Origin of the sequence: Pseudomonas sp. PB103 (genome assembly GCF_009764635.1) — a bacterium.
In the GTDB taxonomy this organism is placed as follows: domain Bacteria; phylum Pseudomonadota; class Gammaproteobacteria; order Pseudomonadales; family Pseudomonadaceae; genus Aquipseudomonas.
Map to the genome: position 1 here is coordinate 58,349 of NZ_RWIL01000130.1, position 25,790 is coordinate 84,138.

The window sequence follows — 25,790 nt, forward strand, 5'->3', positions numbered from 1 at the left end:
CGTTGGGGGTTGGCGCGTTGTTGGCCGGCGTTGGCGCATGGCTGCGACCGGGGGATCGCGGCGCGCCGTACGACGATTATTTTCGTGCGCTGAACAATGAGTTGAAGGGTAAAGGTCCGATGCGTCCGGTGCTGCTGATTGATCTGGATCGCCTCGATCACAACATCGATGTGGTGATGCAATCGGTCAAGCGTGGCGGCAAACAGTTACGGTTGGTGGAGAAGTCACTGCCATCGCCTGGGTTGTTGAGCTACATCGCGCAACGTGCCGGGACGCAGAAGCTGATGTCGTTCCATCAGCCATTTCTTAATCACGATGCTGTCACGTTCCCCCAGTCCGACATTCTGCTCGGCAAGCCGTTGCCGGTGCGTTCGGCAGAGCTGTTTTATCAATCCCACAAAGGCCCGTTCGATCCCGCGAAGCAACTGCAATGGTTGCTCGACGGACCCGAACGTTTGCAGCAATACCTGCAACTCGCGCAGGGCTTGGGCACGCGGATGCGCATCAACATCGAGCTGGACGTCGGCCTGCATCGCGGCGGCGTCAGCGACTTGAATAGGCTGGGGCAGATGCTCACGTTGATCAGCGCCAATCCACAGCATCTGGAATTCGCCGGATTCATGGGTTACGACCCGTTCGTGGGCATGGGCGTGCCGGGCATTCTCGGTTCGCCCGAGGAACTGTTCGCCAAGGTCATGGTGATTTATCAACGTTGCGTCGATTTCACCCGCCAGCAGTTTCCCGCGTTGTGGCATGACGGCTTGTGCCTGAATACCGCCGGCAGCCCGAGTTACCGCATTCACGAAAACGAAAAACTCAGCACGGAAGTGTCGGTGGGCACGGCAATGCTCAAACCGACGCACTATGATTTGCCGTCGCTGACCGAGCACGTGCCAGCGACCTACATCGCCACGCCCGTGCTGAAAAGCACCGGCGCGGTGAACATCCCGGCGCTGGATGACAAGTCCAAGCTGTTCTCGTGGTGGGACGCCAACCAGCGCCAGACCTTCTTCATCTACGGCGGCAACTGGATGGCCGAATTCGAATCGCCAGCCGGTCTGCAAAGCAATGGCGTCTACGGCCGCAGCTCCAATCAAGAGATGGTCAATGGCTCCAGCGCTGTCGGCCTGACGATAGAAGATCAAGTCTTCCTGCGCCCGACCCAGACCGAAGCCGTGCTCCTGCAATTCGGCGACCTGCTGGCGGTGCGCAACGGCAAAATCGTCGACACCTGGCCCGTTTACGCCTGACCCAAAATCCCCCAAACACCGCAAAAACCTGTGGGAGCTGGCTTGCCAGCGATAGCGGTCTGTCAGGCGAAGTAAAGGGTTGCTGACATGACGCCATCGCTGGCAAGCCAGCTCCCACAGGGTTATCGGTGTCTGTCCCACCTCATTGCCAAATTCGGTAATGAAGCTTTTATGACAAAAGTTCGGTAGCACATCGCCAGTCCGGTCATGCCTATGTAACGCGCTTGAGGAGCCCAACGGGGCGCTTTTCACAAGCCGAGGCGGGACGCCGGGAGTGAGGCAATGGGGACTATGGAACGCTACTCGAAAGTGGGCATGCAGGAACTCGATCAACGGCTGTCGAAGATCGTCGAAGCCGCGCGCAAGAAGCCGGTTTCGGTGTATCGCTACGGCGCGCCGTGGGTCTGGATCGTCTCGCAGGATGACTGGCAGGGCGCCTTGAAAGAGGTCTCCAGCTACATTCCGCCGGGCCATTCGCTGGTGTTGCTGCGCCCACAGATCGACGACTTGCTCGACGCCCACCGCGAGCTCCTGCACGACCTCAATGCCGAACCCGGCATGCTGATCCCCGCGCAAACGGTCATGCACATCCTGCTTCTGCAACTGCTGTATTCGGTTCCCAGCGAGCAACAACTGTATGAACAGCTCAATTACAACCTGTTGTTCCGCTGGTTCGTCGGGCTTGGCCTGAACCAGAAAGTCTGGAGCTTCAACGCCCTCAGTCGCGACATCGCCACGCTGCTCAACGAGCCGCGCGCGGTGCTGCTCATCCAAAAAATCATCGGCGAAGTGTTCTGTGGCGCGTTGCTGCAAATGCCCGAGTTCTCGCTGAACTTCGCGCTTTTGCACACGTGGCTGGGCAAACACGCCTGCGCCTCGACAGCCAGCAATTGACGCCATACACACGGCGCTCGAAGCGCCAACAGGTCATCGCGAATTCAGGGGGTAGTGTGGAACCGATTTTCAAGTCACGGCTGGCGCTGTGGGGCTGGCTGCTGGTGACGGCGGGCGCGCAGCCGGCGCTGGCCGAAGAGGCCGCCGGGCAAGCGGCGCCGCAGCGTCTGGTCGACGTCAACGAATACTTCGTGCGCGGCAATACCGTGCTCGATGCGCGGGCGATCGAAGAGGCGGTGTACCCGTTTCTCGGTCCGCAAAAAGCCCTCACGGATATCGAAGGCGCGCGCGACGCGTTGCAAAAAGCCTATCAGGAGCGCGGCTACCAATCGGTGTTCGTCGAGCTGCCGGAGCAAGCCGTCGCCGACGGCATCGTTTACCTGCAAGTCAGCGAAACCAAGGTCGGCCGCGTGCGTGTGGTCGGCGCCAAACACTATTCGCCGCTGGACATTCGCGACGACGTCCCGGCGCTGAAAGAGGGTGAGGTGCCGGACTTTGCCAAGGTTCAGGGTGAACTGGCGCAGCTCAATAAAACCCCGGGCCGGCAAGTCATGCCGCTGGTGCGCGAAGGTCAGCGCCCCGGCACCATGGACGTCGATCTGCAGGTCGAAGACCAGAACCCGTGGACCGCCAGCGTCGGCCTCAACAACGATTACAGCGCCGACACGGAAAAGCTGCGCACCGTCACCAGCCTCGGCTACAACAACCTTTGGCAACTCGGCCACAGCGTCAACCTGACGTTCTTCACCGCGCCACAGGAAACCGACAACGCCAAGGTCTGGTCGGGCTCCTACAGTGCGCCGCTGACCGATCGCTGGAGCGTGCAGTTCTCTGGTTACCAGTCCGACAGCAACGTCGCCACCATCGGCGGCAGCAACGTACTCGGCAAGGGCCACAGCTACGGCGTGTCGGCAATTTATACGCTGCCGTCGAGCGGCAACTGGTCGAATTCGCTGTCGGCCGGCATCGACTTCAAGGACTTCGACGAACGCCTGACCCTCTCCGGCGAAAGCGACAAAGTCCCACTGCAATACGCGCCGTTCACCTTCGCCTACAACGGCTACCGCTACACCGAGAAGAGCCAGCTCGGCCTCGGTCTGAGCCTGGTCGCCGCCACCCGCAGCATCTTCGGCTACGGCAGCTCCGACGAAGACTTCGACTACAAACGCTATCGCGCCAAACCGAGCTTCGCCGTGCTCAAGGGCGACACCAATTACACCTGGACCTTCGACAGCGACTGGCAGAGCGCAAGCAAAGCCGCGTTCCAGCTCGCCTCCGGGCCGTTGGTTTCCAACGAACAATTCTCCGCCGGTGGCGCCACTTCAGTACGCGGCTATCTGGCTGCCGAACGCACTGGCGATGACGGTTTGCTGCTCAGCCAGGAAGTGCGCACGCCATCACTGGCCAAGTACGCCGGCACATGGATGCAGGACTGGCGTTTCTACGCCTTTGCCGAAGGCGCGCAACTGTACCTGCGCGACGAGCTGCCGGATCAGGACGCCAGTTATGCCTTGGCCAGCGTCGGCCTCGGCACCCGCGCCAGCCTGAGCAAATGGCTGTCCGGCAGCCTCGACTGGGGCTACCCGCTACTCGAAGGGCCGAACACCTCGAAACAGGAATCGCGCCTGCACTTCAACCTTCAAGCCACTTTCTGACAAGGAGCACGTTCATGCAGCGCCTCTTCCTTTCGTTGTTGATCTGCCTGGGCTTCGTGCTCCCGGCCACGGCTCAGGCCTGGTGGCAGGACGACTGGCACTACCGCAAACAGATTGCCGTCGACACCACGCCACAAGGCGCGGCGATCAATCAGGCCCTCGGCCGTACCGCGCTGTTGGTGCGCCTGCACACCGGCAACTTCACCTTTGACGGCGTGAAAGAGGACGGCTCGGACCTGCGCTTCGTCGCCGCCGATGACAAGACCGTGCTCAATCATCAGATCGAAAGCTTCGACGCGCTGATGGGCATGGCGCTGATCTGGGTCGATGTGCCGAATGCCGAGGGCGGTCAGCGCCAGGACATCTGGATGTATTACGGCAATCAAAAGGCTCCGGCGACCGGCAACGGCCAACTGACCTTCGACCCCAATTACACCGCGCTTTATCACTTCGACGGCGCCACCGGCACCCCGGCCAAAGACACCACCGCCTATGGCAACACGGCGCAAAGTGCGACCGGCGCGGCGATTGACGGTGTAGTAGGGCGCGCGTTGCAGTTCAGCGGTCAGCCGTTGTTGTTGCCGGCCAGCCCTTCGCTGCAACACAACGCTGGCAGTGCGTTCACCTTCAGTGCCTGGCTGCGACTGGATCAGGCCAATGGCGAGCAACTGATTCTCGCCCGTCGTGAAGGCGCCAACAGCCTGCTGATCGGTGCGAACCAAGGTGTGCCGTTTATAGAAATCGATGGCCAACGTGCCGTCGCCACCCAAGCGCTGAATCCCGGCCAATGGCAACACGTTGCGCTGACTGCGGAAGGCGCCAAAGTCACCCTGTACATCAATGGCCGCGAGGGCGCGACCCTCGCTCAGGCGATGCCGGCCTTCAACTCGGTCATGGCCATCGGCGCCGATCTGCACGAAGGGCCATTCCAGCCGTTCGTGGGCGCGATCGACGAACTGCGCTTGTCGAAAGTCGCCCGTCCGGCGCCGCTGTTGCTGGCCGACGCTACCTCGCAAGGCGCCGAGTCGAAACTGGTCGCTTACGGTGTCGACGAAGAGCAGTCCGGTTTCGGTTTCGGCAGCCTCGGTTTCCTGCTCAACGCCGTGCCCATCGACGCCTGGGTGATCATCGCCGTGCTGGTGCTGATGATGTTCCAGTCGTGGATCATCATGCTGCGCAAGAACCGCAGCCTCAGCCGCGTGTCCGCCGCCAACGAAGACTTCCGCGTGCAATTCGCCAAGGTCGGCACACGTCTGGAGATGTTCGCCGACGACGCGCAACTCGCCCAGCGCCTGCAGCATTCGTCGCTGTGGCGCCTGTACCTGGTGGCCGTCAAAGAGATCCGCACCCGCCGCGAGCAGGGCGCTGATACCTCGTCGGTTTCCGCAGCGACCATCGAAGCGATCCGCTGCTCGATGGACGGCGTGCGTACCCGCGAAAACCAGCAACTCAGCTCGAAGCTTTCGACCCTGTCCAACGCCATCGCCGGTGGCCCGTACATCGGCCTGCTCGGCACCGTGCTGGGGATCATGGTGGTGTTCCTCGGCACCGCGATGGCCGGCGACGTCAACATCAACGCCATCGCGCCGGGCATGGCTGCCGCGTTGCTCGCCACCGCCATGGGTCTGTTCGTCGCGATCCCGGCGCTGTTTGGCTACAACCGCCTGATCACCCGCAACAAGGAAGTCAGCGCCGACATGCGCGTGTTCGTCGACGAGTTCATCACCCGGCTGGCGGAGATGCACGGCGAGAGCCAGTTCAGTGAGGCGTCGCATCGCGGCCATCACGCCAACCATTCCGTACCGGCCTGAGGAGCACTGACATGGCGTCCGTAAATGCCTCCCACGACGATGACGAAGATGCCGCGGTGGACAGCATCAACATTACCCCGCTGGTCGACGTGCTGATGGTGGTACTGGTGATGTTCATCCTCACCGCCACCGCGCAGGTTTCCGGGATTCAGATCAACTTACCCAAGGCCAGCGCTTCGGTGTCGCTGTCCGAGGCCAAGACCAAGGCGATTTCGGTCAACGACGGCGGCCAGGTGTTCCTCGACGCTTACCCGGTGACCCTGGCCGAGCTGGAAGAACGCCTGCGCATCGAGAAGGCGCAAAGCCCGGACTTCCCGGTGATCGTGCGCGGCGACGCGACGGTGCAATACCAGAAAGTCATCGAAGTGCTGGACCTGTTGCGCCGGCTCGAACTGTCCCAGGTCGGTCTTGTGACCGGCAAACCGAGTCAGGGCTGAGTCATGACTGCACAACTCCCGATCGAGCCGCTGCCGGTGAAAAAACCTGGGTTGCGCTACGTGAAATGGGCCGCCGGGTTGGTCATCGCTGGGATTGCCGCGTGGTTCCTGTGGCAGTGGGCGAATGACATGAGCGGCATCCGCCGCGAAGCGCCCAAGGTGCCGACGATCATTCCGTTGCCGCCACCACCACCTCCGCCGCCGGAGAAACCGCCGGAGCCGGAAACCCCGGTGGAAGAAAAAGTCGTCGAGCCGGAACCGACACCCGAGCCAGAAGAGGTGAAGCCCGAAGAAGAAGCCCCGCCATCACCGGCGGACGATCTGGCCAACCCGATGCAAATGGACGGTGACGCTCAGTCCGGCAACGACGCTTTCAACATCGGCGCGGGCAAGGGTGGCGGCATGGCCGGTACCGGCGGCGGACGTTTGGGCACGGGGACGTACAGCCAGTTTCTGGCGTTCACCTTCCAGCGTTTGCTGCGCGAGAACCCCGAGCTGCGCAACCTCGCGTTTTCGTTGCAGGCCGATGTGTGGCTGAGCAGCGTCGGCGAGATCACCCGCGTCGAACTGATCAAGTCCAGTGGCAATCCCGAGATTGATACGCAGGTGCTGGCCGCGCTACGCGGTGCCCCGGCCCTGAGCGAACGGCCCCCGGCCTCCATCACTTTGCCTGTGCGCCTGTCCCTGCAAGGGCGGCGTCCGGGTTAACCGATTATTTATTGCCAAGCCTTCAAGCTTTGCCAAAAGGAGTTGTGTGCAGATGATTTCCAACGTGAATCGATTGTCCCTGGCGGTCGGCATGGTCATCGCGACCCTGGTCGGTCAGGCGGCGGCAGCGCGTGCGCCCGCGCCCTCGGAGAACGCCACGATCAATCTGATCCGCTTGCTGGTCGAGCAGGGCATTTTGAAACAGGACAAGGCCGACGCACTGATCGCTCAGGCGCAGAACGAAGCCGCGCAAGCCAAACAGGCTGCGGCATCCACCGCCGTAGCCGCCGGCCCGGTGGCGGCGCCGGGCGATGTGCGTGTGCAATACGTGCCGGCCGCAGTGCGCGACCAGATCCGCGATCAGGTCAAGGCCGAAGTCATGGCCACCGCCAAACAGGAAAACTGGGCAGCGCCCAACACTTTCCCGGAATGGGCGGCGCGCATCAGTTTCGACGGCGACATTCGCCTGCGTGACGAATCGCGCTACTACTCGGATAACAACAGCAACGAGATCGTCGACTTCGCCAAACTCAACAACAACGGCCCGTACGACGTAAACCCCAACAGCAGCACCAGCCTGCCGCCGCTGCTCAACACCCGCGAAGACCGCACCAATCAGTTCCGCATCCGCGCACGGCTGGGCATGAAAGCGGTGATCACGCCGGAATGGACCGCCGGTATTCGCATCGGCACCGGCTCGGACAACAACCCGGTATCGACCACGCAAAGCCTCGGCGGTGGTTTCGCCAAGAAAGACATCTGGCTCGATCAGGGTTACCTCAACTGGAAGCCGACGGATGAGCTGACCTTGACCGGCGGGCGCTTCGCCAACCCGTTCATGTCCACCGACATGCTCTATTCCAACGACTTGAATTTCGACGGCGTGGCGGCGATTTTCGACCACAAGCTCAACCGCGATTGGGGCGTGTTCGGCACCGTCGGCGCGTTCCCGGTGGACTACACCAACGACACCACCAGCAGCAACGGTTTCGACAAGGAAGAGAGCGACAACAAGTGGCTGTACGGTGCGCAAGTCGGCGCCAAGTGGGCGATCAACAGCAACAACCGCCTGAAGGGCGCACTGGCTTACTACCGTTTCGACGACATTCAGGGCGAACGCTCCAGCCCTTGCGAACCGTGGGCCGGCGCGCCGGGTTGCGACAGCGATGGCAGCCGCACAGCGTTCATGCAGAAGGGCAACAGCGTGTTCCTGCTGCGTGATATCACCCCGAACCCGCTCAACCCGAGCACCACGCCGCAACCGCAATACGTCGGCCTGGCCTCCGAATTCAACCTGCTTGATCTCAACGTGGTGTGGGACGCCGACCTGCCGCAAGACTTCAAGCTGCGCAGCCAGGGCAACTACATTCACAACCTCAGCTACGACGAAGGCGAGATGCGCAAGCGTTCCGCCGGGCAGATCGTCAACAACCTCGACAGCAACGGCAACATCGAAAGCGGCGCCAATGCGTGGATGGTGCAGTTCACCCTCGGCAGTGCGCTGGAGCTGAAGAAGCAGGGCGACTGGAACATGTTCGCCGGCTACAAATACATCCAGCCGGATGCCTTGCCGGACGGTTTCAACGACTCGTCGTTCCACCTCGGCGGCACCAACGCCAAGGGCTATTTCATCGGCGGCAACTACGGTCTGGCGAAGAACGTTTATGCGACGGGTCGCTGGATGAGCACCGAAGCGGTGTACGGCGCGCCGTTCGACATCGACGTCTTGCAGCTTGAGCTCAACACGCGCTTCTAAGGCGCCGGGAGAGGGTTATGAAAACGCGTTTGTTATCGCTTGGGCTTGGGTTGTTGATCGCCACCGGGGCGAGTGCCGAAGGCATGGAAGAGCGCTTGCGCACTCAGTTGCGCAGCACCGCCCAGCAGTTACAGGCCCTGCAAAGCCAGCAGGCCCAGGCCAGCGCCGCGCAGCTGGCTGCGCAGAACGAGGTCAAGGCGGCGCAGGCGCAGATCAAGCAATTGACCGCCGAACTGGCCAAGGCCAAAGGCGTCGCCGAGCAACTCGCCGGGCAGCAACAGAGCCTGCACAGCCAGGCGCAGGCGCAAGTGGCGGCCAGCGCCGAGCAGACCGGCAAGTTCAAAAAGGCTTATGGCGAGCTGTTGGTCATGGCCCGTGCCAAAGAGGCAGAACGGTCTAAGCTTCAAGCGCAATTGACTGAACGTGACACACAAGTGCAGCAATGTTCAGTCAAGAATCAGCAGATGTACGGCGTCGCCAAACAGATCCTCACCGCCTACGAAAACATCGATGTGGCCGAGGTGATGAAGATCCGCCAGCCCTTCGCGGGCAGCGCCCGGGTCAAGTTCGATGAACTGGCCCAGGGGTTCGGTGATGACCTTTACAAGACTCAATTCGACGCGCCGCAAGCCGCGCTCTCGCACTGATTTAAAAGACGGATAAACAAGGAAGAAACGATGACTCAATTGATCACCCACGTATCGCCAAAATCCCTGACCGAAGTCCTGCAAGCCGCCGGCTATCGCGTCAACGAAACCGAGCAGAACGGCATCGTCCAGTTGCTCAGCGCCAGCCAGGGCATTGGTTACGCCGTGCGTTTCGGCAATCCGGCGGTGGAGCAGGGCAGCTACGTCGATTTCACCTTCAGCTGTGCACTGCGCGTACAGGGTGAGTTGCCCAAGGGAGTGGCCGAGCAGTGGAACGCCACGCGCCGTTTCGCGCGGTTGTCGTTGCAGGGCGAGTTTCTGGTGATGGAAATGGACGTGGTGGTGGCCGCAGGTGTGAGCAACGATCACCTGCGCGGCAATCTGGAACTGTGGGATCGCCTGTTGCAGGAGTTCATCGTTTATCTGCGTGATTTCACTCAGGCCGGTACGGCGCAAACCGCGAAAGTCGCCGTCGCCGAGCAAGAGGAAGTCGCGCTGTGAAAAAGCCTGCCATGGTGATCAGCGCCGCTGCGGTGGCGCTGTTGGTGGTGGCCGTGGTGCTGGTGGTGCGACCGGGCAGTGACCCGGTCGCCGCGCAGCAATCGTCGCCACTGGCGGCGGTTGCTACGGGGCCAGCGGTGGCGCGTTTGGGTAATCAGCAGGTGTCGCCTGAGGAATTGCAGGCATTGCTGGCGACAGTTCCACCGGAAACCCGCGAGCAATTGCGCGGTAATCGTGAAGCGCTGGAACGCTGGATTCGCACGCGTCTGGCCGAGAAAGCGGTGCTGGAACAGGCCGATGCGCAAGGCTGGGCACAGCGTCCGGATGTGGCGCGGCAGACCCGGGCAGCCACCGAGCAGATCGTCTTTCGTGATTACTTGCGCTCGGTCAGCGAAGTGCCCAAGGACTACCCGAGTGCGGCTGAATTGCAGCAGGCCTATGACGCCGGCAAAACGAATTGGCAGACCCCGGCGTTGTACCGGGTCAGTCAGATTTTCCTCGGGGTGAGCGATCCGCAAGCGCTGGAAGCGGTGCGCAAACAGGCTACGGAGTTGAGCAAAAAAGCTCAGGCGACGCCGGCGGAATTTGCTGCACTGGCGACTGAATATTCGCAGGATCGAGTGACCGCTGAACGCGGCGGTGATAGCGGTTTGCAGCCGTTGCAACAACTGGTGCCGGAAGTACGTGGCGTCGTTGCTCGGCTCAAGGTCGGCGCCGTTTCCGATCCCGTGCAAAGCGCTGCCGGGTTTCACGTGATCAAACTCACCGAGCAACAACCGGCGCGCACGGCGAGCCTTGATGAATTGCGCGATCAACTGACCCAGGCTCTGCGCGGGCAGCGTCAGGAGCAGATCGCCCAGGCCTACCTGGACGGCATGCTCAACACCGCCACGCTGAGCATCGACGGCGCCGAACTCAACAAAGTCCTCGAGGCAAAACGCTGATTTCGCCATCACAGCATCCCCCTGTGGGAGCTGGCTTGCCAGCGATGGCGGAGTGTCAGGCACAAGTGAAGTTGGATGTGCCGACCTCATCGCTGGCAAGCCAGCTCCCACATGGGGATGTGTGGACATCCAAAAAATACAAAGATCGACAGGGAGTCATCGATGTCATTCACCGAACCCGCAGGACGACAGGGCAGCGCCGAGTATCGTTGGGCGCAGGACAAAGGCGATTGCTGGCTGGAGCATGCCGCAACGATCAATGCCGAGATTGCGCAATATTTTCTGGTCAGCGCCCGCTGCGGCTGCTTCATGCAGGCGGCGCGCAGCCTCAACGTGCGTTCGACCCTGCTGCGCAAACAACTGGCGCAGCTCGAACAAGACCTGCAGCACTCGTTGTTCAGCTTTCAGGGCAGTGCCCTGAGCCTGACCCGCGAAGGTCAGCAATTGCAGGCCAGACTGGTGGCGTTGGCCCACGAGCGCACATTGCCGGTGGTCGAACAACCGCTGATTCGCCTGGCCGTTGCCGAATCGATCCTGCATGACATCCTCGGCCGTGATCTGATCGCTTTGCTGCGCCGCAACGCCAGTGTGCGTCTGGACATCATTGCGCTGGACAGCGAGTTGTCCTTGCGCGCGGTCAGTGCCGACGTCGTGCTCTGGCTGGCCCACGGTGAAACCCCGCATCCCGGCCCGACCTTCGCGACGGGCGCGGCGCAACGCCTGGCGCGCCTGGACTATCTGCCGCACATCGCCAAACGCTACTCCCGCGTCACCGCGCGCCCGGACACTACCGACGATCTGGCCGATTTCATGCTGGTGCAATGGCAACATGATCGACAGATCGACAGCTTTCGCCCCTGGAATACGCTGGTTGAACAACGGCTGGCCGGCGTGGTGCAAATGCAATCCTACGAGCTGATGCTGGAAATGATCCGCTGCAGCGCGTGCATCGGTTTACTGCCGACCTACATGAGTCGCTTTGATCGGGGACTGGTGGCGTTGCCGGGCCTGTTCGACGAACCCATGCAGTTACAGGCATGGCTGGCGGTGAATGCCGAATCCGAGCGGGTACCCGAGGTGCAAACCCTGATCGAGTTGATCCACCACACCTTCAACGAGCGCCGGGAATGGTTTCAGGCCTGAAGCCGGTCGTGGTTGTCCGACGCCGGCGTCAGTCACCTGGCAATCAGTGGCCGCCGAGGTTTTCGTCGACCGTCTGCACGGCCGACCACGGCGTATCGGGGTCTGGACCATTACCCAGTTGATCGGTGACGGTGAAGGAGAAGCTGAGTTTGCGATCCACACGCCTGGCCTTGTCGAGAAACGCGCGCTCGACAGTCAGAAAAATACTCGTAGGCACTGCCGAGCCGGGGTTCGGCGGCTGCGGCGCTTCGTCTTTGCTCACGCTGACGTTGAGGTGTTCATCGTTGCATTTCAGGCTGATGCGGTCATAGGCGCGGCAGTAGGGGTAGGACACGCGGATCGGCGCGCTGACGAAATCTGCGCCGACGCCGTTTTTGATGGCGTCGGGAAGCACCAGGGCCAGTTCGGAGTGTCCGCCCGGGTAGAGCGTTTGATGTTTCAGGCCTGGGCGGATGGCGTTGTAAAGAACCCTCAATGCAGGTTCGGAAGTGCCGATGTGCTGGCGCTTGCGCTCGACCGTGTAATACAGCTCGTTTATCCGGTCAGGCTGTAACCGACCGGTGGGAATACGCAGAAAAATACAAGCGTCCGGGTTCTCAACCGTTTGTGCGCTTAGCAAGGCGGCTTCCCCTTGCAGCCACAGGGTCATGACATCACCTGATTTGAGTGTGCCTGACAACGGCGGATCGACCTTGACCTCGGCACCTTTGCCATCACTGACCAAGTCGTAGGCGTTCAGCGGCACACCGATATGTGCGCCTTTGACGGGAGTGGTATGGCCCTTGACCTTTGGCGGGTAAAAAATGGTGACGACAAACGTATTGGATGTGCTCACTGAAAGACGCTCCTGTGTTTGCGCGGCAGGACTTATCAAAGCGTTTTTTGCGAGGGAATGCACCTGTCAGGTCTGACAGGTGGGGCGAGTTTGTGCCCGGCAGTGAACTGTTTTGAGATGAGAGTCTTGATTTTTTAGAAGTCGGATCAAACTATCGCAGCCTTCGGTAGCACCTGCCGTTTGTGCGGGTTTGAGGTTACGGTTTAGAGTGGTTGGCCATACAGCGACCACGGAAGGACCTGCCATGCCTGAGCACACCGCCGCCATTCATATCGAGCGTTTCAACGAAAGCCACGTCGAGGGCATCACTGCGCTGTACAACGACCCGTTCGTGACCCGGCAGGTGCTGCAAATGCCGTTTCAGTCCACCGAGGTCTGGCGCAAACGCGTGATGCCGGACAATGAGCGAGTGGTGCAACTGGTGGCGCTGCATCAGGGCGTGGTGATTGGCAATCTCGGGCTGGAAAACTATTCACGGATTCGGCGCAGCCACGCCGGCAGTATCGGCATGGGTGTCGCCGTGGCATGGCAGCGCAAAGGGGTCGGTTCCCGGTTGCTGGCGGCGGCGCTGGAGGTGGCCGACAACTGGATGAATCTGCACCGCGTCGAACTGTCGGTGTACGCCGATAACGAGGCGGCGATCGGTCTCTACCGTAAATTCGGCTTCGAGACCGAGGGGCTGTTCCGTGACTACGCGGTGCGCGACGGGCAATGGGTGGACACCTTGAGCATGGCCCGCCTGCGCCACGTCGCCAAAGCCTGAATCAGTCGCCCAAGCCGAACGCCACCGCCGACTGCGCATGCAGTTCGGTGGTGTCGAGCAGGGGCACAGCGCTGTGTTCGGGTTTGATCAGCAGGCCGATTTCCGTGCAGCCGAGAATGATCGCTTGAGCACCGCGCGCGGTCAGCGATTCAATCACCTGCCGGTAGGTCTGGCGCGATGTCTCGCTGATGACGCCCACGCAAAGTTCTTCATAAATGATCCGGTGCACGTCCTTGCGCTGGGCGTCGTCCGGTGTCAGCACGGTCAAACCCTGGGCAATCAAGCGCTGCTTGAGGAAGTCCTGCTCCATGGTGAATGCAGTCCCCAGCAGGCCGACGGTCCGTGCTTCGATATCCAGCGCCGCTTGGGCGGCCGGTTCGGCAATGTGCAGAAACGGAATGGCGATCGCCGCCTGAATCTGTTCCGCGACCTTGTGCATGGTGTTGGTACACAGCACCACGCACTCCGCACCGCCTGCTTGCAGCCTGCGGGCGGCGTCCACCAGAATCGCTGCGGCATCGTCCCAGCGCCCGGCGTGCTGGGCTTGTTCGACCGGGCCGAAGTCGACGCTGTACATCAATAGCTGTGCAGAGCGCAGTGGCCCGAGGCGGTCGCGCACTTGCTGATTGATCAGTCGATAGTATTCAGCGCTGGACTCCCAGCTCATGCCGCCGATCAGGCCGATGGTACGCATTGAAACTCCTCGGGCAATGACCCGGCGGGTATGTCCGGGCCTGCCCGCAGTGTCCATGTGTTCAAGGCGTGTTGCCAGCGCCAATCAACTGTATCGCTGATCTTTTACCCAAGTGTCATGGTGCGGGCTCCGGCAGCGGCTCCGTGTGGTTGCAACCTGCTGCCAAGGTTTTGTCATAGCCGACATCCGGACGACCCGGCTCGATAAACCATTGCGGTTTGTCGCGAGCGATCGCCAGATGGCAAATCACCTGATGGCGCATGCCATGGGTGTTGGCCCAATAGCGGCTGTTGGAGTAGTCGCGCGTCAGTTCATCCCACAGAAACGGTGTCGAGTCGGGTTGGGTTTCACGGCCGCAGGGCGTCGGTGTAATCGCAAACGACCATTGGTGGTCCCGGTAAACCCACTTGGCGCTTTGAATGTATCTATCGCAGCGCACAACGGTGATCGAGGTGCGGTCGGAGGCCGTTGTCAGCGCTTGCGCCTGTGCAACTGAACCGAGCCCCATGATCAAACCGGTGCTTGCCGCCGCGTACATCAGGCCATTTGCAAACGTGCTGGAGCGGCTCATTGCGTCACTGCCTGATCGGCTGCATCGTAGGTGAACGTGGCGGTGCCGGTATTCGCGGCAGAGGGGGTCAGACGGATGATCGGCACGACGATTTTCGGGTTGGTCGAATTATGAAAATCCTTCTGGTTGTATTGGGCGTCGGCCAGGCCTTTGTTGTCCCCACCGTAGACATAGAAGAAGGCCATGAGCGGAAACTGGTTCGGGGGGGCACTCTGTGTGCATGATTTTTTCGGATCGGTCGAGGTCGGATCGCACCAGGTCTTGACCAGCAGTTCGTTGTGTTCATTGACGCCACTGACGCCTGCCAGGCCTCTGGCGCGTATGGATTGATAGAAGGCTGGCGCTGCCAGGTGATTGCGACCATCACTGACGTCGAAGGCGCATTGACGCTGATTGGGGTTGCCACCGGGTATCGACCAGACCGCATACCATTGCTCTGCGGTGGTTACGCCAGCGTTTTGGCAAAGTCGGCTCTGGGTGGGGTAGTCAGGGTGAGCAACGCAGACGGCACTGGTGTTGCGGGTTGTTGTCCAGGCGTCATATGGATAAGCGCACAGGTAGTCGAGATCGTATTTTTCCTTGGGGGCGCCGAAGATCGGAAAGATGATATAGCCGTTATTGTTCCCCCATGCCAGGCGCTCGAAGTTGGCATCCTTGCGCAGATAGGAAAAGGACACGCCGCCACTTTTCACAGAGGTGGGGCTGGGATCCCAGACCTTGTACTTCTGGGCCGGGTCTTTCTCGGTGACCCTCAGAGTCACGCCTGAACAGAGAAAGGCTGGTCGCGAATCAATGCCATTGCAGTTGGCGGATGTCAGCCCGTAAAGCCGGGTGAGCTCTGTCGCGACAGCGGCGCCATCGAGGACTTGAATGTCGCGGGTGCTGACGATCTCGGGCGGTTGGTTCGCGGTCTGTACGCACCCGGCCAATAAAGCGATTACCAGTAAACCGAATATTTTACGCATGACGAATTCCTTGTCGTGGCGGGACAATGTTTTCAGAGACTTTCAGTGAGCGATTTACGCGTTGTCGAGTACCGTTACAGCGTGACTCGCAGGCACCACGAAAAAATGATGGGATCAGTGCTGCCCACCCGTTTCAGCGTGTAGTTGAACAACACGTCCTTCCCCCGGTTCTCCGTGAGCCACGCCGACGGAACCGCAACATCGGTGTAATTCGCCTGCCCGATGTACGTTTCGTCGCCATAACGGGTCGTGACACCGTGCAGCGCGATCCGGTATTTGTAAGTGGCTTCAAGTGCTGGGTAATTAATTCGCAGATTGGTCTTGGCAGCGTTCAGAGTCGGTTCCGGGAGGGCGTGTTTTTGCGCTGTGATTCGAAGATCGAGCACTTTGGAAGGGACGTCGGTGGTGGTACCTGGCAACTGAACCGTATACGAAACCTTTGCATTGCTGCGGATGCTGTCGACCACTTCCAGTCGCGGCACTTTGAAGGTCAGGATTTGTCCAGGCGTGTTGACTGTCTGGGCATCACTGATCCATCTGAAATTACGACCGGCGAATATGGCTTTGACGCTTTGCCCGGTGTTGGAGCCGGTGTACGCAACCTCGACAGTGGCGAAATCCTCTCGATAGAAATCGCGCTCGAAATTGATGGCCGTGCCATTTGCGTCCTTGGCTTCCAGCACTTTCGGGGCGGTCAGGTCGAGGTCGACGCGTTTGACGTGGACGTCGATGTGGGTTGTCGGCGACCAGATGGCATCCGGACCTGAGGAGTTGCCAAGGACGTCCGTCACCCTGAAGCGCAATGCGAACCGAGGATTGTCCTGCCAGAATTCAGCGGTGGTCAGTGTGATGACGATTTGCTGGGCAGCGGTTTCGGCAGCGGTCACGGTGTGTTTTTTGTCGCCGGGTTTGCCGTCAAGGTAGAGCGTAATGACATCGCCCAGGCGCATATGAATGTATTGCAGTGTGACATCCACGCCCTGACTGGCGCGATCGGCATTGACCCCACTGGCGACCACATCGGCCGGTAGTGTCATGATCAGGTTTGGGTTATCGCCGGAACCTGTCACTTCGCTGCCAGGGCGCGGTGTGTGGAAGAGAATTTTCAGGTCGAGAGAGGTTTCGGGTTGTTGCGGGGGTCTTGTCACGCGCAAGCGCATCAGGTTGATGCCGTTCGCGAGCTTGGTGGTTTGAAGATCCAGAGGGAATGATTTGTTCTCTTCACCTGCCCCGATGACTTTGCTGGCATCCGCCGTATTGGAGCCGTTAAGTAACACTTCCGCGTTGTCATTCTGGGCCTGGGATGACCAGGGCTCGATCACCAGAACGATTTTGCCGTCATTATCCAGCGAAAGCGGAATGCCAACGTCTGGATTATCCGGATGGATGATTGATGGAATCGAACCGGGGATTTTCGGGGGGAAAATGTCCGACCGTGGTTTACCGCCATTTGCGCCTGCCATGTCACCCGCTCCCGTTATCTGCCGTTGAGCAGTCATCTAATCCGCTGTGGCGCTTTGTGCCTACTGTCAGATCTGACAGGGGAGGTGCCGAAATCCATACCGTTCGTCGCTGCGAGCCATTGCCGGGAACAATGGCGTTTGCAGGATTAACGTACGGGCGTCCCTCGATCTGCCACTATCAAGCTTCGCAAGCTCCCCGAGGATCGTTCCAATGAATGACGTACAACAACTGGGCGAGATGCTTCGTCACTACGCCGAAAGCGAAGCGCACAAAAAACAATTGTTCGAGACCCAGTCGGCGACGTGGGCAGCGCGGATTGCTGAGCTGTTTGCGCAGATTCAGCAATGGCTGGAACCGGTGCAGGCGCCTCATCTGCTGGAAGTGAGCCGTGAAGCCTATGTCGCCTTCGGACCGAGCACGCCGGTGGAAACCTCGACCTTCAAGACCGAAAAGCTGAGCATCGTGATTGCCGGCAAACCGGTGGAGTTTGTGCCCGATGTGATGGGCAGTGCGGGCCAGATCTCCCTGGCGGTGATGGGCCTGACCGCGGCGCGGTACGGCAGTATTTCGCTGGTGGGGTTGGCGGACGGTCAGTGGCAGTGGCGCAAGACCAACGGGCTGAAAGACCCCGACACGTTTGTGTTTGACGCGAACTTCCTCGCGCAGCAATTGCAAAGCCTGATCCCGCGCGACCGCAACTGAGTCAGAACCTGAATTTGCACGCAAACCTGTAGGAGCTGCCGCAGGCTGCGATCTTTTGATCTTGGGACGCAGAGCGTCCTCGGCTGCATTCCCACGCAGAGCGTGGGAACGATCGATCGCAGCCTGCGGCAGCTCCTACAGGGGGGAATTACATGTCGAGGTTGATCCAGCCGGGTTTGGCCACCTCTGGCGCCACCGCTTTCACGGTTTTACCAGTGGCCCGCTCAACCCGTCGTGCCACTTCCGGGTCATCGGCAAACGGCACCATGCTCGCCTCATCCAGACTGTCCGAGGTCTCCCGGCGCAAGCAGTACTCCACCGCCAGCCACAGAAACACCACGCCCAACACATCAAAGAAAATCTCCATCACGAGCGGCTCCCTGCCTCAGGCGATCTGTGCTTCACGGTGGGCCAGCGCGACGTCCGCAACCCGCACCGTACGCCACACGTTGTAGGCCATCAGCAACATCCCCGTGAGGAAGAACACCCCGCCGGCAAAGCGCACGATGAACCCTGGATGACTGGCCTGCAGGGCTTCGACAAACGAATAGGTCAGTGTGCCGTCCTCGTTGATCGCCCGCCACATCAGGCCCTGAGTGATGCCGTTGACCCACATCGAGGCGATGTACAGCACCGTACCAATCGTCGCCAGCCAGAAGTGCAGGTTGATCAGCGGTGTGCTGTACATCTGCTCGCGGCCAAACACTTTCGGCACCATGTGATAGGTCGCGCCGAAGGTGATCATCGCCACCCAGCCCAAGGCCCCGGCGTGTACGTGGCCGATGGTCCAGTCGGTGTAGTGGGAGAGGGCATTGACCGTTTTGATCGCCATCATCGGCCCTTCGAAGGTCGACATGCCGTAGAACGCCAGCGACAACACGAGGAAGCGCAGGATCGGGTCGGTGCGCAACTTATGCCAGGCGCCGGACAAGGTCATCATGCCGTTGATCATCCCGCCCCAGCTCGGCGCGAGCAGGATCAGCGACATCGCCATGCCCAGTGACTGTGCCCAATCCGGCAGCGCGGTGTAGTGCAAGTGATGCGGGCCGGCCCAGATGTACAGGGTGATCAGCGCCCAGAAATGCACGATCGACAACCGATACGAATACACCGGGCGGTTGACCTGTTTCGGCACGAAGTAATACATCATGCCGAGGAAGCCGGTGGTCAAGAAGAAGCCCACCGCGTTGTGCCCGTACCACCACTGCACCATGGCGTCGGTGGCGCCGGCATACACCGGATACGACTTGAACCAGTCCACCGGTATCGACAGGTGATTGACCACGTGGAGCATGGCGATCACCAGAATGAACGCGCCGAAAAACCAGTTGCCGACGTAGATGTGCTTGGTCTTGCGCTGCACCACGGTGGTGAAGAACACCACGGCGTAGGCGACCCAGACCACGGCCATCCACACCGCGCCAGAGAATTCGATCTCGGCATATTCCTTGGTGGTGGTGTAGCCCAGCGGCAGGGTGATCAGCATGATCACGATCACCGATTGCCAGCCCCAGAAAGTGAACGCGGCGAGGGTGTCGGAATACAGTCGCACCTGGCAGGTACGCTGCACCGCGTAGTAACTGGCGGCGAATTGCGCGCTGCCGGCGAAGCCGAAAATCACCAGGCTGGTGTGCAAAGGGCGCAAGCGGCCGAAGGTGGTCCACGGCAGGTCCAGGTTCATCTCTGGCCACACCAGTTGCGAGGCGATCAAAACCCCCATCGCCATCCCCACCACACCCCAGAAAATCGTCGCGATGACGAATTGGCGGACGACCTTGTAGTTGTAAGCCTGTCCGATTGTTGCTGTGCTCATGGTCAGTTCATCCACGGTTGCAAAGTCTTGCCAGGCCACCCGGTCTGGCATGAGCTGCACTGTAGAAACCCCACCAGAAACAAAACAGGCTCAGGAATCTTTCATTTGTGCGGATCAGATTGAAGTGCTGGCTGCGGCGTTCTGCCGCGCCCTGATATGGTTTTTATCGCTTCAGGTGAATCTGTAACGTGCTGCGCTGCATCGGCATAGTGCTATCAAAATCTGTAGGGAATTGTGTGCGTCCTGATGAGGTGGCAGTGGCATGTATCAATACGATGATTACGACCGGGCGCTGGTGTTCGAGCGCGTTGCGCAGTTTCGCGATCAGGTCGAGCGCTTCCTGGCCGGGGAGTTGAGCGAAGAAGAGTTTCTGCCGCTGCGCCTGCAAAACGGCCTGTACATGCAGAAGCACGCCTACATGCTGCGGGTGGCGATTCCCTACGGCACGTTGAGCGCCGAGCAGATGCGCACCTTGGCGAGCATCGCCAGCGATTACGATCGCGGTTACGGCCACTTCACCACGCGGCAGAACATGCAGTTCAACTGGATCGAACTGGCCGAGGTGCCGGACATCCTCGAACGCCTCGCGCAGGTCAACATGCACGCGATCCAGACCTCCGGCAACTGCGTGCGCAACATCACCACCGAAGCCTTCGCCGGGGTGGCGGCAGACGAATTGATCGACCCGCGCCCGCTGGCCGAGATTCTGCGCCAGTGGTCGACGATCAATCCGGAATTCCTGTTTCTGCCACGCAAATTCAAGATCGCCATCTGCTCGGCGAAGCAGGATCGCGCGGCGATCATGATGCATGACATCGGCCTGTATCTTAATCCTGGCCGCGACGGGCAGATGTTGCTGCGGGTCATCGTTGGCGGCGGTCTGGGGCGTACGCCGATCCTTGGCTTGCAAATTCGCGAAGGCTTGCCGTGGCAGCATTTGCTGTCTTACGTCGAGGCCGTTTTGCGCGTGTACAACCGCCATGGCCGGCGCGACAACAAGTACAAGGCGCGGATCAAGATATTGGTCAAGGCGCTGGGCATCGAGGCGTTCGCCAAGGAAGTCGAAGAGGAATGGCAGCACCTCAAGGATGGCCCGGCGCAGTTGACCGAGGTTGAATATCAGCGCGTCGCCAGCGCCTTCGTGCCGCCGAACTATCGTGTACTGGCCGGCACTGATCTGGACTTCGGCACGCACCTGGCCGAGAGCCCGGCGTTCGCCCGCTGGGTCGCGCGCAATGTGCATCCGCATAAAGTGCCCGGCTACACCAGCGTGGTGCTGTCGACCAAACCGGGCATGGCAGCGCCACCGGGGGATGTCACGGGCGGGCAGATGCTGGCGGTGGCCGACTGGTCGCAGCGCTTTGGTTTTGGCGAGATCCGCATTGCCCATGAGCAGAACATTGTCCTGCCGGATGTGCCCAAATCCGAGCTGTTTGCGCTGTGGCAACTGGCGTGCAAACACGATCTGGGCAGCGCCAACGTCGGCTTGCTCACCGACATCATTGCCTGCCCCGGCGGTGATTTCTGTGCGTTGGCCAACGCCAAGTCGATCCCGATCGCCCAGGCGATTCAGGCGCGTTTCGACAACCTTGATTACCTGCACGACCTGGGCGACATCAGCCTGAATATCTCCGGCTGCATGAACGCCTGCGGCCATCACCACATCGGCAATATCGGCATTCTCGGTGTCGATAAAAACGGCAGTGAGTGGTACCAGATCACCCTCGGCGGCGCCCAGGGCAAAAACAGTGCGCTGGGTAAAGTCATCGGCCCGTCGTTCAGCGCCGCTGAGGTGCCGCAGGTGATCGAGCGGATCATCGGCACGTTTGTCCGCTATCGCGAGCACGAGGAATTGTTCGTCGACACCGTGGCGCGGATCGGCCTGGAGCCGTTCAAGGAGCGGGTCTATCCGAAGACGCTGGAGGCGACAGCATGAACAATCTGTTGCGGCTGGAGCAGGGCGTGGTGCGGATCGTGACGGATGATCCGTGGACGCTGGTACGTGAGCCCTCGATGCCGAGGCCGCAAGGTTTGCTGATGTTGCCGCTGACACACTGGCTGGAGTCACCCTCGACCCACGCCGTGTGGCTCGGCCCGGACGATGAGGTCGAAAGCCTGGTGCCGTGGCTGGCGTCACTGCCGTTGATCGCCCTCGACTTCCCGAGTTTTCGCGATGGCCGCGCCTACAGTCAGGCGTATCTGCTGCGCAGTCGATTCGGTTGGGCCGGGGAGTTGCGCGCGATTGGTGATGTGCTGCGTGATCAGCTCAGCCATATGCGTCAGTGCGGGTTTGACAGTTTTGCGGTGCGTGAGGACAAATCGGCTGAGGATGCGCTGAAAGGATTGGCTGGCATGAGCGTGTTGTATGGGCGTTCAGTGATCGAGCCGCGTCCGCTTTTTCGTCGGCGTTGACGGTTAAAAAAGATCGCAGCCTTCGGCAGCTCCTACATGAGGTCGATTGTAGGAGCTGCCGCAGGCTGCGATCTTTTGATCTTGCTTTTACCACCGGGGAAACCCTTAGAAACCTCACCCGTCGGGCATTTTTCCTTGGGTCACTGATGGCCTTTTGGTAGAGTCGCCGTCGCCAGCGGGTTTTCGGCTGGACGATGGAACCGAAGAAGGGAGTCTGATCAGTGAGTCCGGGCAAAAAAATTCTCGGCCTCACAGCGTTTCTTTTGCTGTTGACGCTGTGGGCCAGTTACTTTTACGTATTCAAGGAAAACAGCGGCGGCCAGCTTGGCGGTGTCGGCGAAAGCACCGCGTGGTGCGGCACACCGCCGTCCACTGAAGCCGCGCTGCTGGGCAAGGATCAGTTGACCTTGCGCGTCACCAACAACCTGCGCGGCGAGTTCATGCTCAGCGGTTCGCTGGTGGTCTCGGAACGCACCTTCAACCGATATGACTTGGGCCGCAACGAGCTGCGTCTGCGCCTGGAGCCGTTGCAGTGGTCGTACGGCGTCACGCCGATCTTCCTTGAGCAGGTCAAGCTGCAGCCACTGAGCCGCAACTTGTCCGCCACCAACAAAAGCGCCTCCGCCGAGCTTGAGCCACGCCCGATCGGCGTGCAGGGCCAGGTCACCGAATTTCCGTTCGACACCTATCGCTACGGCTACAAACCGGTGCTCTATTACCTCAAGGGCAGCGAGCGCATCGACCTGCGCTTCAAGAACATCACCACATTGATGGAGATGTCCAACACCTTTACGCCGATCCAGAAGTACAACCGCGTCGACTACATCAACGAGAAAAACTCGATGATCCGCGACGACGACTACAAAGCGTACGGGCCGCACGAATGCGCGTTCAGTGTCGAGCGCAAGGGTTCGTTCAAGGTGGTTGTGCTGTTGCTGCTGCTGGTGCTGTGCCTGCCGTTGTTGCTGGTGTTCTACCGTAATGAGCCGGGGATCGACTTTCTTGCCACGCTGTTGGGCGCTGCGATCGTGCGGGTATTGCTGATCGGTCCGGTGCAGGACTTCCAGCTGTACAACATCGATTTCCTCTTGGGGGCGGCGATTTTGCTGGTGGGCACGGTGTCGCTGATCAAGGCGATGCACATCAACAGCCGCCGCGAGATGGCATTGCGCAGTGGCGAAACCTCCTCCTGGTAAATCTGCGCTGAACCTGTAGGCGCTGCCGCAGGCTGCGATTGATCGTTCCCACGCTCTGCGTGGGAATGCAGCCGAGGTCGCTCGGCGTCCCAAGATCAAAAGATCGCAGCCTGCGGCAGCTCCTACATTGAACATTGCGGCCCAAAGGTTTTATTTCAGGGCCGGGTCGCCCATGTTCATTTTCTTCCAGCCTTGCAGCAGCACCTGCGCCTTCGGCTCTTGCCCGCTGTCGAGGTACCACTGGATCAGCGACAGCCGCGCATTGCGGTTCGCCGGCTGAACCTTGAGCAGGCCTTCGAGTATTTCGCACGCCTCATCGACCTTGCCACTTTCATGCAATGCCACCGCGAGCACGTAGCCGTACTGCGCGTTCTGTGGCTCCAGTTGCGCGGCTTTCTTCAGCGCTGACATGGCCTCGGCAGCCTTGCCAGCGCGGATCAGCGACAGGCCTTGGGTGTGCTGCAACAGTGCGGCGTCGGGGTGGTCCTTGAGACTGTCCGCCAGCAGTTGCTGCGCCTCTTGCCCGCGACCATTGGCTTCCAGCCACTGCACCAGTGTGACCAGTGCCGGGTAGAAATCCGGATCGCGTTTGAGGGCTGCGCGCAGCAAGTCTTCGACTTCCGAGCCACGACCGCTGGCCTGATACAGCATGGCCAGATTCAGATTGGCCTCGGCGCGTTCCAGAAGACTTTTCTGCACCGCTTCGTACTCGGCAATTGCCGACTCCCAGTGGGCTTGCGCTGCGCCGAGCGCGTTGCTGCGGGCGACCCCGAGCAAGTCCCGCGCCGCGACAATGCGCACCGCCTTCACCTGATCGCCCAGCAGCGGCAATAACAACGGCGCGCGTTCCGGTGGCGGCAAGAACGCGCTGATCGCCCGCACCGCGCTTTCACGAACTTGTGGTTGTGAGTTTTTCAGGCCCTGTGTTGCCAGCTTTAACGCTTGCTCGCTTGGATACATCGGCAGTTCCGCCAGCAATGTCGCCCGCTGAATCGCTGGCAGATCGCTGCGCTGCAACTGCTCATACAGCGCATCGGCGGCGCCGGGTTGACCATTGCGAATCAGCCACAGGCTTTCGTCGTAACGCGGTGCCTGCGGGGCGGTAGAAGCGCTCCACAATTTGAACTGCGCCGTGACCTTGTCGCCGGCCTTGCCTTGATGGCAGGTCAGGCAGGCGTCCGGTGTGCCGAGCTTCTGCGCGCGTTCCGGGTTGGGAATACTGAAACTGTGGTCGTGGCGCAAATCGTTGCCCATATAGAACTTGCCGGGCATGTGGCAATCCACGCATTGCGAACCGGGCTGCCCCAAGGTGTGGCGGGTGTGTTCAATGGAGTCGTAGTTTTTTGCTTGCAGGCCTATGCCATCCACGCCTTCGCCCGAGGTTTTGCCGGCGGTGTTGTGACATTGCAGGCACACCGCGTTACCCGGTGCTTTCAGTTCGTTGCTGTGCGGGTTGTGGCAGTTGCTGCAGCGCACGCCCTTGTCGAACATTTTGCTTTGCAGGAACGAGCCGTGTTCGAACACTTCATCCTTGATCTTGCCGTCCAGCGCATACAGTTCACGGGTGAGGGTGCTCGGCAGGTAATCGTCCATCAGCCGTTTGCCGACGGTGTAGCCATCGCCCAGCGGTGCGCGGCGCGCGTGGCAGCGGGCGCAGGTTTCGATTTCGACCGCGGCGTTTTTATCCTTGAGATCGACGTCGAAGCCCTGATGAATCAGATCGCCTTTTTTCTTCGTCCATTCGAGGTGATTGGATGCCGCACCGTGGCAAGCCTGGCAACCGACCCCGAGACTGTTCCACTGACTATTGAAGGTATTGCTCGCGGCATCGAAATTGCGTTTGAAACCGGTGGTGTGGCATTCGACGCACATGAAGTTGGCGTTCTGGCTTGGCTTGCTCCAGTGCAGCGGATTCTTGAAGTTCACGCCCTGGCCGGGATAGAGATGAAACCAGCGGTGCTTCTCGGTATCCCACGCCACACCGAGGGCTTGCAGGCGACCTTCGCCGACGTCGAGCAGGTATTGCTGCAGCGGCGCGATGCCGAAGGTGTAGGCCACTTTGAAGTCGGCATTCTTGCCGTCGATGCCGGGCGTGTTGACCCAATATTCATCGCCCTTGCGCAAGAAACGCGTGGTGTCTTTTTCCGCCTTGAAGGTGACGTTGTTGAAGTCGCCGAGCATCGTCTCGGTGTTTGCCGCTTGCATCGCCAATTGGTGATGCGAGCCTTGCCAGTCCTTGACCTGCTCGGTGTGGCAGCCCTGGCATTGTTGCTCGTCGACCATCGTTGCCGGCTTCAGCGCCACCGCTTCGGGCTTGGCTGGAGCAGGGGCTGGTGCGGGCGCAGTGATCGGCGGCGCCTTGACCGGCACCGGTGCAGGGCTGAACAGAAACCAGCCGATGCCCGCCACGGCGGCCAGCAGCACACCAATGGTCAGGGGGAAAACATAGCGTGAAAAAGAAGGTTGAGACGAATCAGGGTCAGGTTGTGCTGTTTTATTTTTATGCTTGGGCATTGCGACTTCCGTAGTCCAGGTGCATTTGCCGTCTGGCGTGCGTTCAAGCTCGGTGCAGCTTTGCCGGATGCCCGGCGTCTGTCAAATGACGGTTGTGATCCGCCGCGCAGCCTTG

The 25,790-nt window shown here is 60.4% G+C and carries 24 protein-coding genes; 16 read left to right on the plus strand and 8 right to left on the minus strand.

All coding sequences use genetic code 11. The features are described 5' to 3' along the window. The first annotated feature begins 41 nt into the window (after nucleotides 1-41). The 11 genes from EJA70_RS24040 (at nucleotide 42) to EJA70_RS24090 (ending at nucleotide 11,746) form a co-directional block, all read left to right on the plus strand. Complete coding sequence (locus tag EJA70_RS24040; protein ID WP_178116974.1) at nucleotides 42-1,250, plus strand: DSD1 family PLP-dependent enzyme; 1,209 nt, start codon at nucleotides 42-44, stop codon at nucleotides 1,248-1,250. Nucleotides 1,251-1,532: 282 nt separating this feature from the next. Then, nucleotides 1,533-2,144, plus strand: a complete 612-nt coding sequence (locus EJA70_RS31430; RefSeq protein WP_007915478.1) for a transposase — start codon at nucleotides 1,533-1,535, stop codon at nucleotides 2,142-2,144. 56 nt (nucleotides 2,145-2,200) lie between these two features. Continuing rightward, entirely contained in the window at nucleotides 2,201-3,799 is a 1,599-nt protein-coding gene (locus tag EJA70_RS24050; RefSeq protein WP_158834024.1) for a ShlB/FhaC/HecB family hemolysin secretion/activation protein, read from the plus strand. 14 nt (nucleotides 3,800-3,813) lie between these two features. Further along, nucleotides 3,814-5,610: a DUF2341 domain-containing protein gene (locus tag EJA70_RS24055; RefSeq protein WP_158834026.1), complete on the plus strand. Its 1,797-nt coding sequence runs from the start codon at nucleotides 3,814-3,816 to the stop codon at nucleotides 5,608-5,610. 11 nt (nucleotides 5,611-5,621) lie between these two features. Beyond that, on the plus strand, nucleotides 5,622-6,047 hold the full coding sequence (locus EJA70_RS24060; protein WP_007915482.1) for a biopolymer transporter ExbD: 426 nt from the start codon (nucleotides 5,622-5,624) through the stop codon (nucleotides 6,045-6,047). A 3-nt stretch (nucleotides 6,048-6,050) separates the two neighbouring features. After that, nucleotides 6,051-6,755, plus strand: coding sequence for an energy transducer TonB (locus tag EJA70_RS24065; protein ID WP_158834028.1), 705 nt, complete (start codon nucleotides 6,051-6,053; stop codon nucleotides 6,753-6,755). A gap of 52 nt (nucleotides 6,756-6,807) precedes the next feature. Continuing rightward, nucleotides 6,808-8,511 (plus strand): putative porin, encoded by a 1,704-nt coding sequence (locus EJA70_RS24070; RefSeq protein WP_158834030.1) that lies wholly within the window; start codon nucleotides 6,808-6,810, stop codon nucleotides 8,509-8,511. A gap of 17 nt (nucleotides 8,512-8,528) precedes the next feature. Next, nucleotides 8,529-9,158, plus strand: a complete 630-nt coding sequence (locus EJA70_RS24075; RefSeq protein ID WP_158834031.1) for a DNA repair protein — start codon at nucleotides 8,529-8,531, stop codon at nucleotides 9,156-9,158. Nucleotides 9,159-9,188: 30 nt separating this feature from the next. Further along, nucleotides 9,189-9,659, plus strand: a complete 471-nt coding sequence (locus tag EJA70_RS24080; protein ID WP_008081531.1) for a YbjN domain-containing protein — start codon at nucleotides 9,189-9,191, stop codon at nucleotides 9,657-9,659. Further along, nucleotides 9,656-10,603, plus strand: a complete 948-nt coding sequence (locus EJA70_RS24085) for a peptidylprolyl isomerase (protein ID WP_158834033.1) — start codon at nucleotides 9,656-9,658, stop codon at nucleotides 10,601-10,603. The genes EJA70_RS24080 and EJA70_RS24085 overlap by 4 nt, the downstream gene beginning before the upstream one ends. 162 nt (nucleotides 10,604-10,765) lie before the next feature. After that, nucleotides 10,766-11,746 (plus strand): LysR family transcriptional regulator, encoded by a 981-nt coding sequence (locus EJA70_RS24090; protein ID WP_158834035.1) that lies wholly within the window; start codon nucleotides 10,766-10,768, stop codon nucleotides 11,744-11,746. A gap of 43 nt (nucleotides 11,747-11,789) precedes the next feature. Here the strand turns inward: EJA70_RS24090 and EJA70_RS24095 are convergent, their stop codons facing one another. Beyond that, nucleotides 11,790-12,581 (minus strand): hypothetical protein, encoded by a 792-nt coding sequence (locus tag EJA70_RS24095; RefSeq protein WP_158834037.1) that lies wholly within the window; start codon nucleotides 12,579-12,581, stop codon nucleotides 11,790-11,792. A gap of 244 nt (nucleotides 12,582-12,825) precedes the next feature. Here EJA70_RS24095 and EJA70_RS24100 point away from each other — a divergent pair, with 244 nt between their 5' ends. Further along, nucleotides 12,826-13,344, plus strand: coding sequence for a GNAT family N-acetyltransferase (locus EJA70_RS24100; protein ID WP_158834039.1), 519 nt, complete (start codon nucleotides 12,826-12,828; stop codon nucleotides 13,342-13,344). 1 nt (nucleotide 13,345) lies between these two features. Here the strand turns inward: EJA70_RS24100 and EJA70_RS24105 are convergent, their stop codons facing one another. From EJA70_RS24105 to EJA70_RS24120, 4 genes are all read right to left on the minus strand, one after another. Next, entirely contained in the window at nucleotides 13,346-14,038 is a 693-nt protein-coding gene (locus tag EJA70_RS24105; RefSeq protein ID WP_158834041.1) for an aspartate/glutamate racemase family protein, read from the minus strand. A gap of 115 nt (nucleotides 14,039-14,153) precedes the next feature. After that, nucleotides 14,154-14,609: a DUF2599 domain-containing protein gene (locus EJA70_RS24110; protein WP_158834043.1), complete on the minus strand. Its 456-nt coding sequence runs from the start codon at nucleotides 14,607-14,609 to the stop codon at nucleotides 14,154-14,156. Beyond that, a complete protein-coding gene (locus EJA70_RS24115) occupies nucleotides 14,606-15,574 on the minus strand; it encodes a halovibrin HvnC (protein WP_158834045.1) in 969 nt (322 codons plus the stop codon). The genes EJA70_RS24110 and EJA70_RS24115 overlap by 4 nt, the downstream gene beginning before the upstream one ends. A 74-nt stretch (nucleotides 15,575-15,648) precedes the next feature. Next, nucleotides 15,649-17,037 carry a hypothetical protein gene (locus tag EJA70_RS24120; protein WP_158834047.1) on the minus strand — a complete coding sequence of 463 codons (1,389 nt, stop codon included), beginning with the start codon at nucleotides 17,035-17,037 and terminating at the stop codon, nucleotides 15,649-15,651. Nucleotides 17,038-17,248: 211 nt separating this feature from the next. On the opposite strand from EJA70_RS24120, the gene EJA70_RS24125 reads away from it, so the two are divergent. Further along, nucleotides 17,249-17,740 (plus strand): hypothetical protein, encoded by a 492-nt coding sequence (locus EJA70_RS24125; protein ID WP_158834049.1) that lies wholly within the window; start codon nucleotides 17,249-17,251, stop codon nucleotides 17,738-17,740. 148 nt (nucleotides 17,741-17,888) lie between these two features. On the opposite strand, the gene EJA70_RS24130 is transcribed toward EJA70_RS24125, so the two are convergent. Together EJA70_RS24130 and ccoN are read right to left on the minus strand one after the other, a co-directional pair. After that, a complete protein-coding gene (locus EJA70_RS24130) occupies nucleotides 17,889-18,107 on the minus strand; it encodes a cbb3-type cytochrome c oxidase subunit 3 (RefSeq protein ID WP_158834051.1) in 219 nt (72 codons plus the stop codon). Between the two features lie 18 nt (nucleotides 18,108-18,125). Beyond that, nucleotides 18,126-19,553 carry a cytochrome-c oxidase, cbb3-type subunit I gene (gene ccoN / locus EJA70_RS24135; protein WP_008081554.1) on the minus strand — a complete coding sequence of 476 codons (1,428 nt, stop codon included), beginning with the start codon at nucleotides 19,551-19,553 and terminating at the stop codon, nucleotides 18,126-18,128. A 262-nt stretch (nucleotides 19,554-19,815) separates the two neighbouring features. Here ccoN and EJA70_RS24140 point away from each other — a divergent pair, with 262 nt between their 5' ends. The 3 genes from EJA70_RS24140 (at nucleotide 19,816) to EJA70_RS24150 (ending at nucleotide 23,161) form a co-directional block, all read left to right on the plus strand. Next, nucleotides 19,816-21,489, plus strand: coding sequence for a nitrite/sulfite reductase (locus EJA70_RS24140; protein WP_158834053.1), 1,674 nt, complete (start codon nucleotides 19,816-19,818; stop codon nucleotides 21,487-21,489). Continuing rightward, nucleotides 21,486-21,965, plus strand: coding sequence for a DUF934 domain-containing protein (locus EJA70_RS24145; protein WP_158834055.1), 480 nt, complete (start codon nucleotides 21,486-21,488; stop codon nucleotides 21,963-21,965). The genes EJA70_RS24140 and EJA70_RS24145 overlap by 4 nt, the downstream gene beginning before the upstream one ends. 221 nt (nucleotides 21,966-22,186) lie before the next feature. After that, nucleotides 22,187-23,161: a hypothetical protein gene (locus EJA70_RS24150; protein ID WP_008079337.1), complete on the plus strand. Its 975-nt coding sequence runs from the start codon at nucleotides 22,187-22,189 to the stop codon at nucleotides 23,159-23,161. A gap of 150 nt (nucleotides 23,162-23,311) precedes the next feature. Here the strand turns inward: EJA70_RS24150 and EJA70_RS24155 are convergent, their stop codons facing one another. Next, on the minus strand, nucleotides 23,312-25,675 hold the full coding sequence (locus EJA70_RS24155; protein ID WP_158834057.1) for a tetratricopeptide repeat protein: 2,364 nt from the start codon (nucleotides 25,673-25,675) through the stop codon (nucleotides 23,312-23,314). Nucleotides 25,676-25,790 lie beyond the last annotated feature (115 nt).

Excerpts from the sequence above, each read along its gene's own strand:
- EJA70_RS31430 (WP_007915478.1), top strand. The coding sequence starts at position 1,533 with ATGGGGACTATGGAACGCTACTCGAAAGTGGGCATGCAGGAACTCGAT.
- EJA70_RS24055 (WP_158834026.1), top strand. The coding sequence starts at position 3,814 with ATGCAGCGCCTCTTCCTTTCGTTGTTGATCTGCCTGGGCTTCGTGCTC.
- EJA70_RS24060 (WP_007915482.1), top strand. The coding sequence starts at position 5,622 with ATGGCGTCCGTAAATGCCTCCCACGACGATGACGAAGATGCCGCGGTG.
- EJA70_RS24065 (WP_158834028.1), top strand. The coding sequence starts at position 6,051 with ATGACTGCACAACTCCCGATCGAGCCGCTGCCGGTGAAAAAACCTGGG.
- EJA70_RS24070 (WP_158834030.1), top strand. The coding sequence starts at position 6,808 with ATGATTTCCAACGTGAATCGATTGTCCCTGGCGGTCGGCATGGTCATC.
- EJA70_RS24075 (WP_158834031.1), top strand. The coding sequence starts at position 8,529 with ATGAAAACGCGTTTGTTATCGCTTGGGCTTGGGTTGTTGATCGCCACC.
- EJA70_RS24080 (WP_008081531.1), top strand. The coding sequence starts at position 9,189 with ATGACTCAATTGATCACCCACGTATCGCCAAAATCCCTGACCGAAGTC.
- EJA70_RS24090 (WP_158834035.1), top strand. The coding sequence starts at position 10,766 with ATGTCATTCACCGAACCCGCAGGACGACAGGGCAGCGCCGAGTATCGT.
- EJA70_RS24100 (WP_158834039.1), top strand. The coding sequence starts at position 12,826 with ATGCCTGAGCACACCGCCGCCATTCATATCGAGCGTTTCAACGAAAGC.
- EJA70_RS24105 (WP_158834041.1), bottom strand. The coding sequence starts at position 14,038 with ATGCGTACCATCGGCCTGATCGGCGGCATGAGCTGGGAGTCCAGCGCT.
- EJA70_RS24110 (WP_158834043.1), bottom strand. The coding sequence starts at position 14,609 with ATGAGCCGCTCCAGCACGTTTGCAAATGGCCTGATGTACGCGGCGGCA.
- EJA70_RS24115 (WP_158834045.1), bottom strand. The coding sequence starts at position 15,574 with ATGCGTAAAATATTCGGTTTACTGGTAATCGCTTTATTGGCCGGGTGC.
- EJA70_RS24120 (WP_158834047.1), bottom strand. The coding sequence starts at position 17,037 with ATGGCAGGCGCAAATGGCGGTAAACCACGGTCGGACATTTTCCCCCCG.
- EJA70_RS24125 (WP_158834049.1), top strand. The coding sequence starts at position 17,249 with ATGAATGACGTACAACAACTGGGCGAGATGCTTCGTCACTACGCCGAA.
- EJA70_RS24130 (WP_158834051.1), bottom strand. The coding sequence starts at position 18,107 with ATGGAGATTTTCTTTGATGTGTTGGGCGTGGTGTTTCTGTGGCTGGCG.
- ccoN (WP_008081554.1), bottom strand. The coding sequence starts at position 19,553 with ATGAGCACAGCAACAATCGGACAGGCTTACAACTACAAGGTCGTCCGC.
- EJA70_RS24140 (WP_158834053.1), top strand. The coding sequence starts at position 19,816 with ATGTATCAATACGATGATTACGACCGGGCGCTGGTGTTCGAGCGCGTT.
- EJA70_RS24145 (WP_158834055.1), top strand. The coding sequence starts at position 21,486 with ATGAACAATCTGTTGCGGCTGGAGCAGGGCGTGGTGCGGATCGTGACG.
- EJA70_RS24155 (WP_158834057.1), bottom strand. The coding sequence starts at position 25,675 with ATGCCCAAGCATAAAAATAAAACAGCACAACCTGACCCTGATTCGTCT.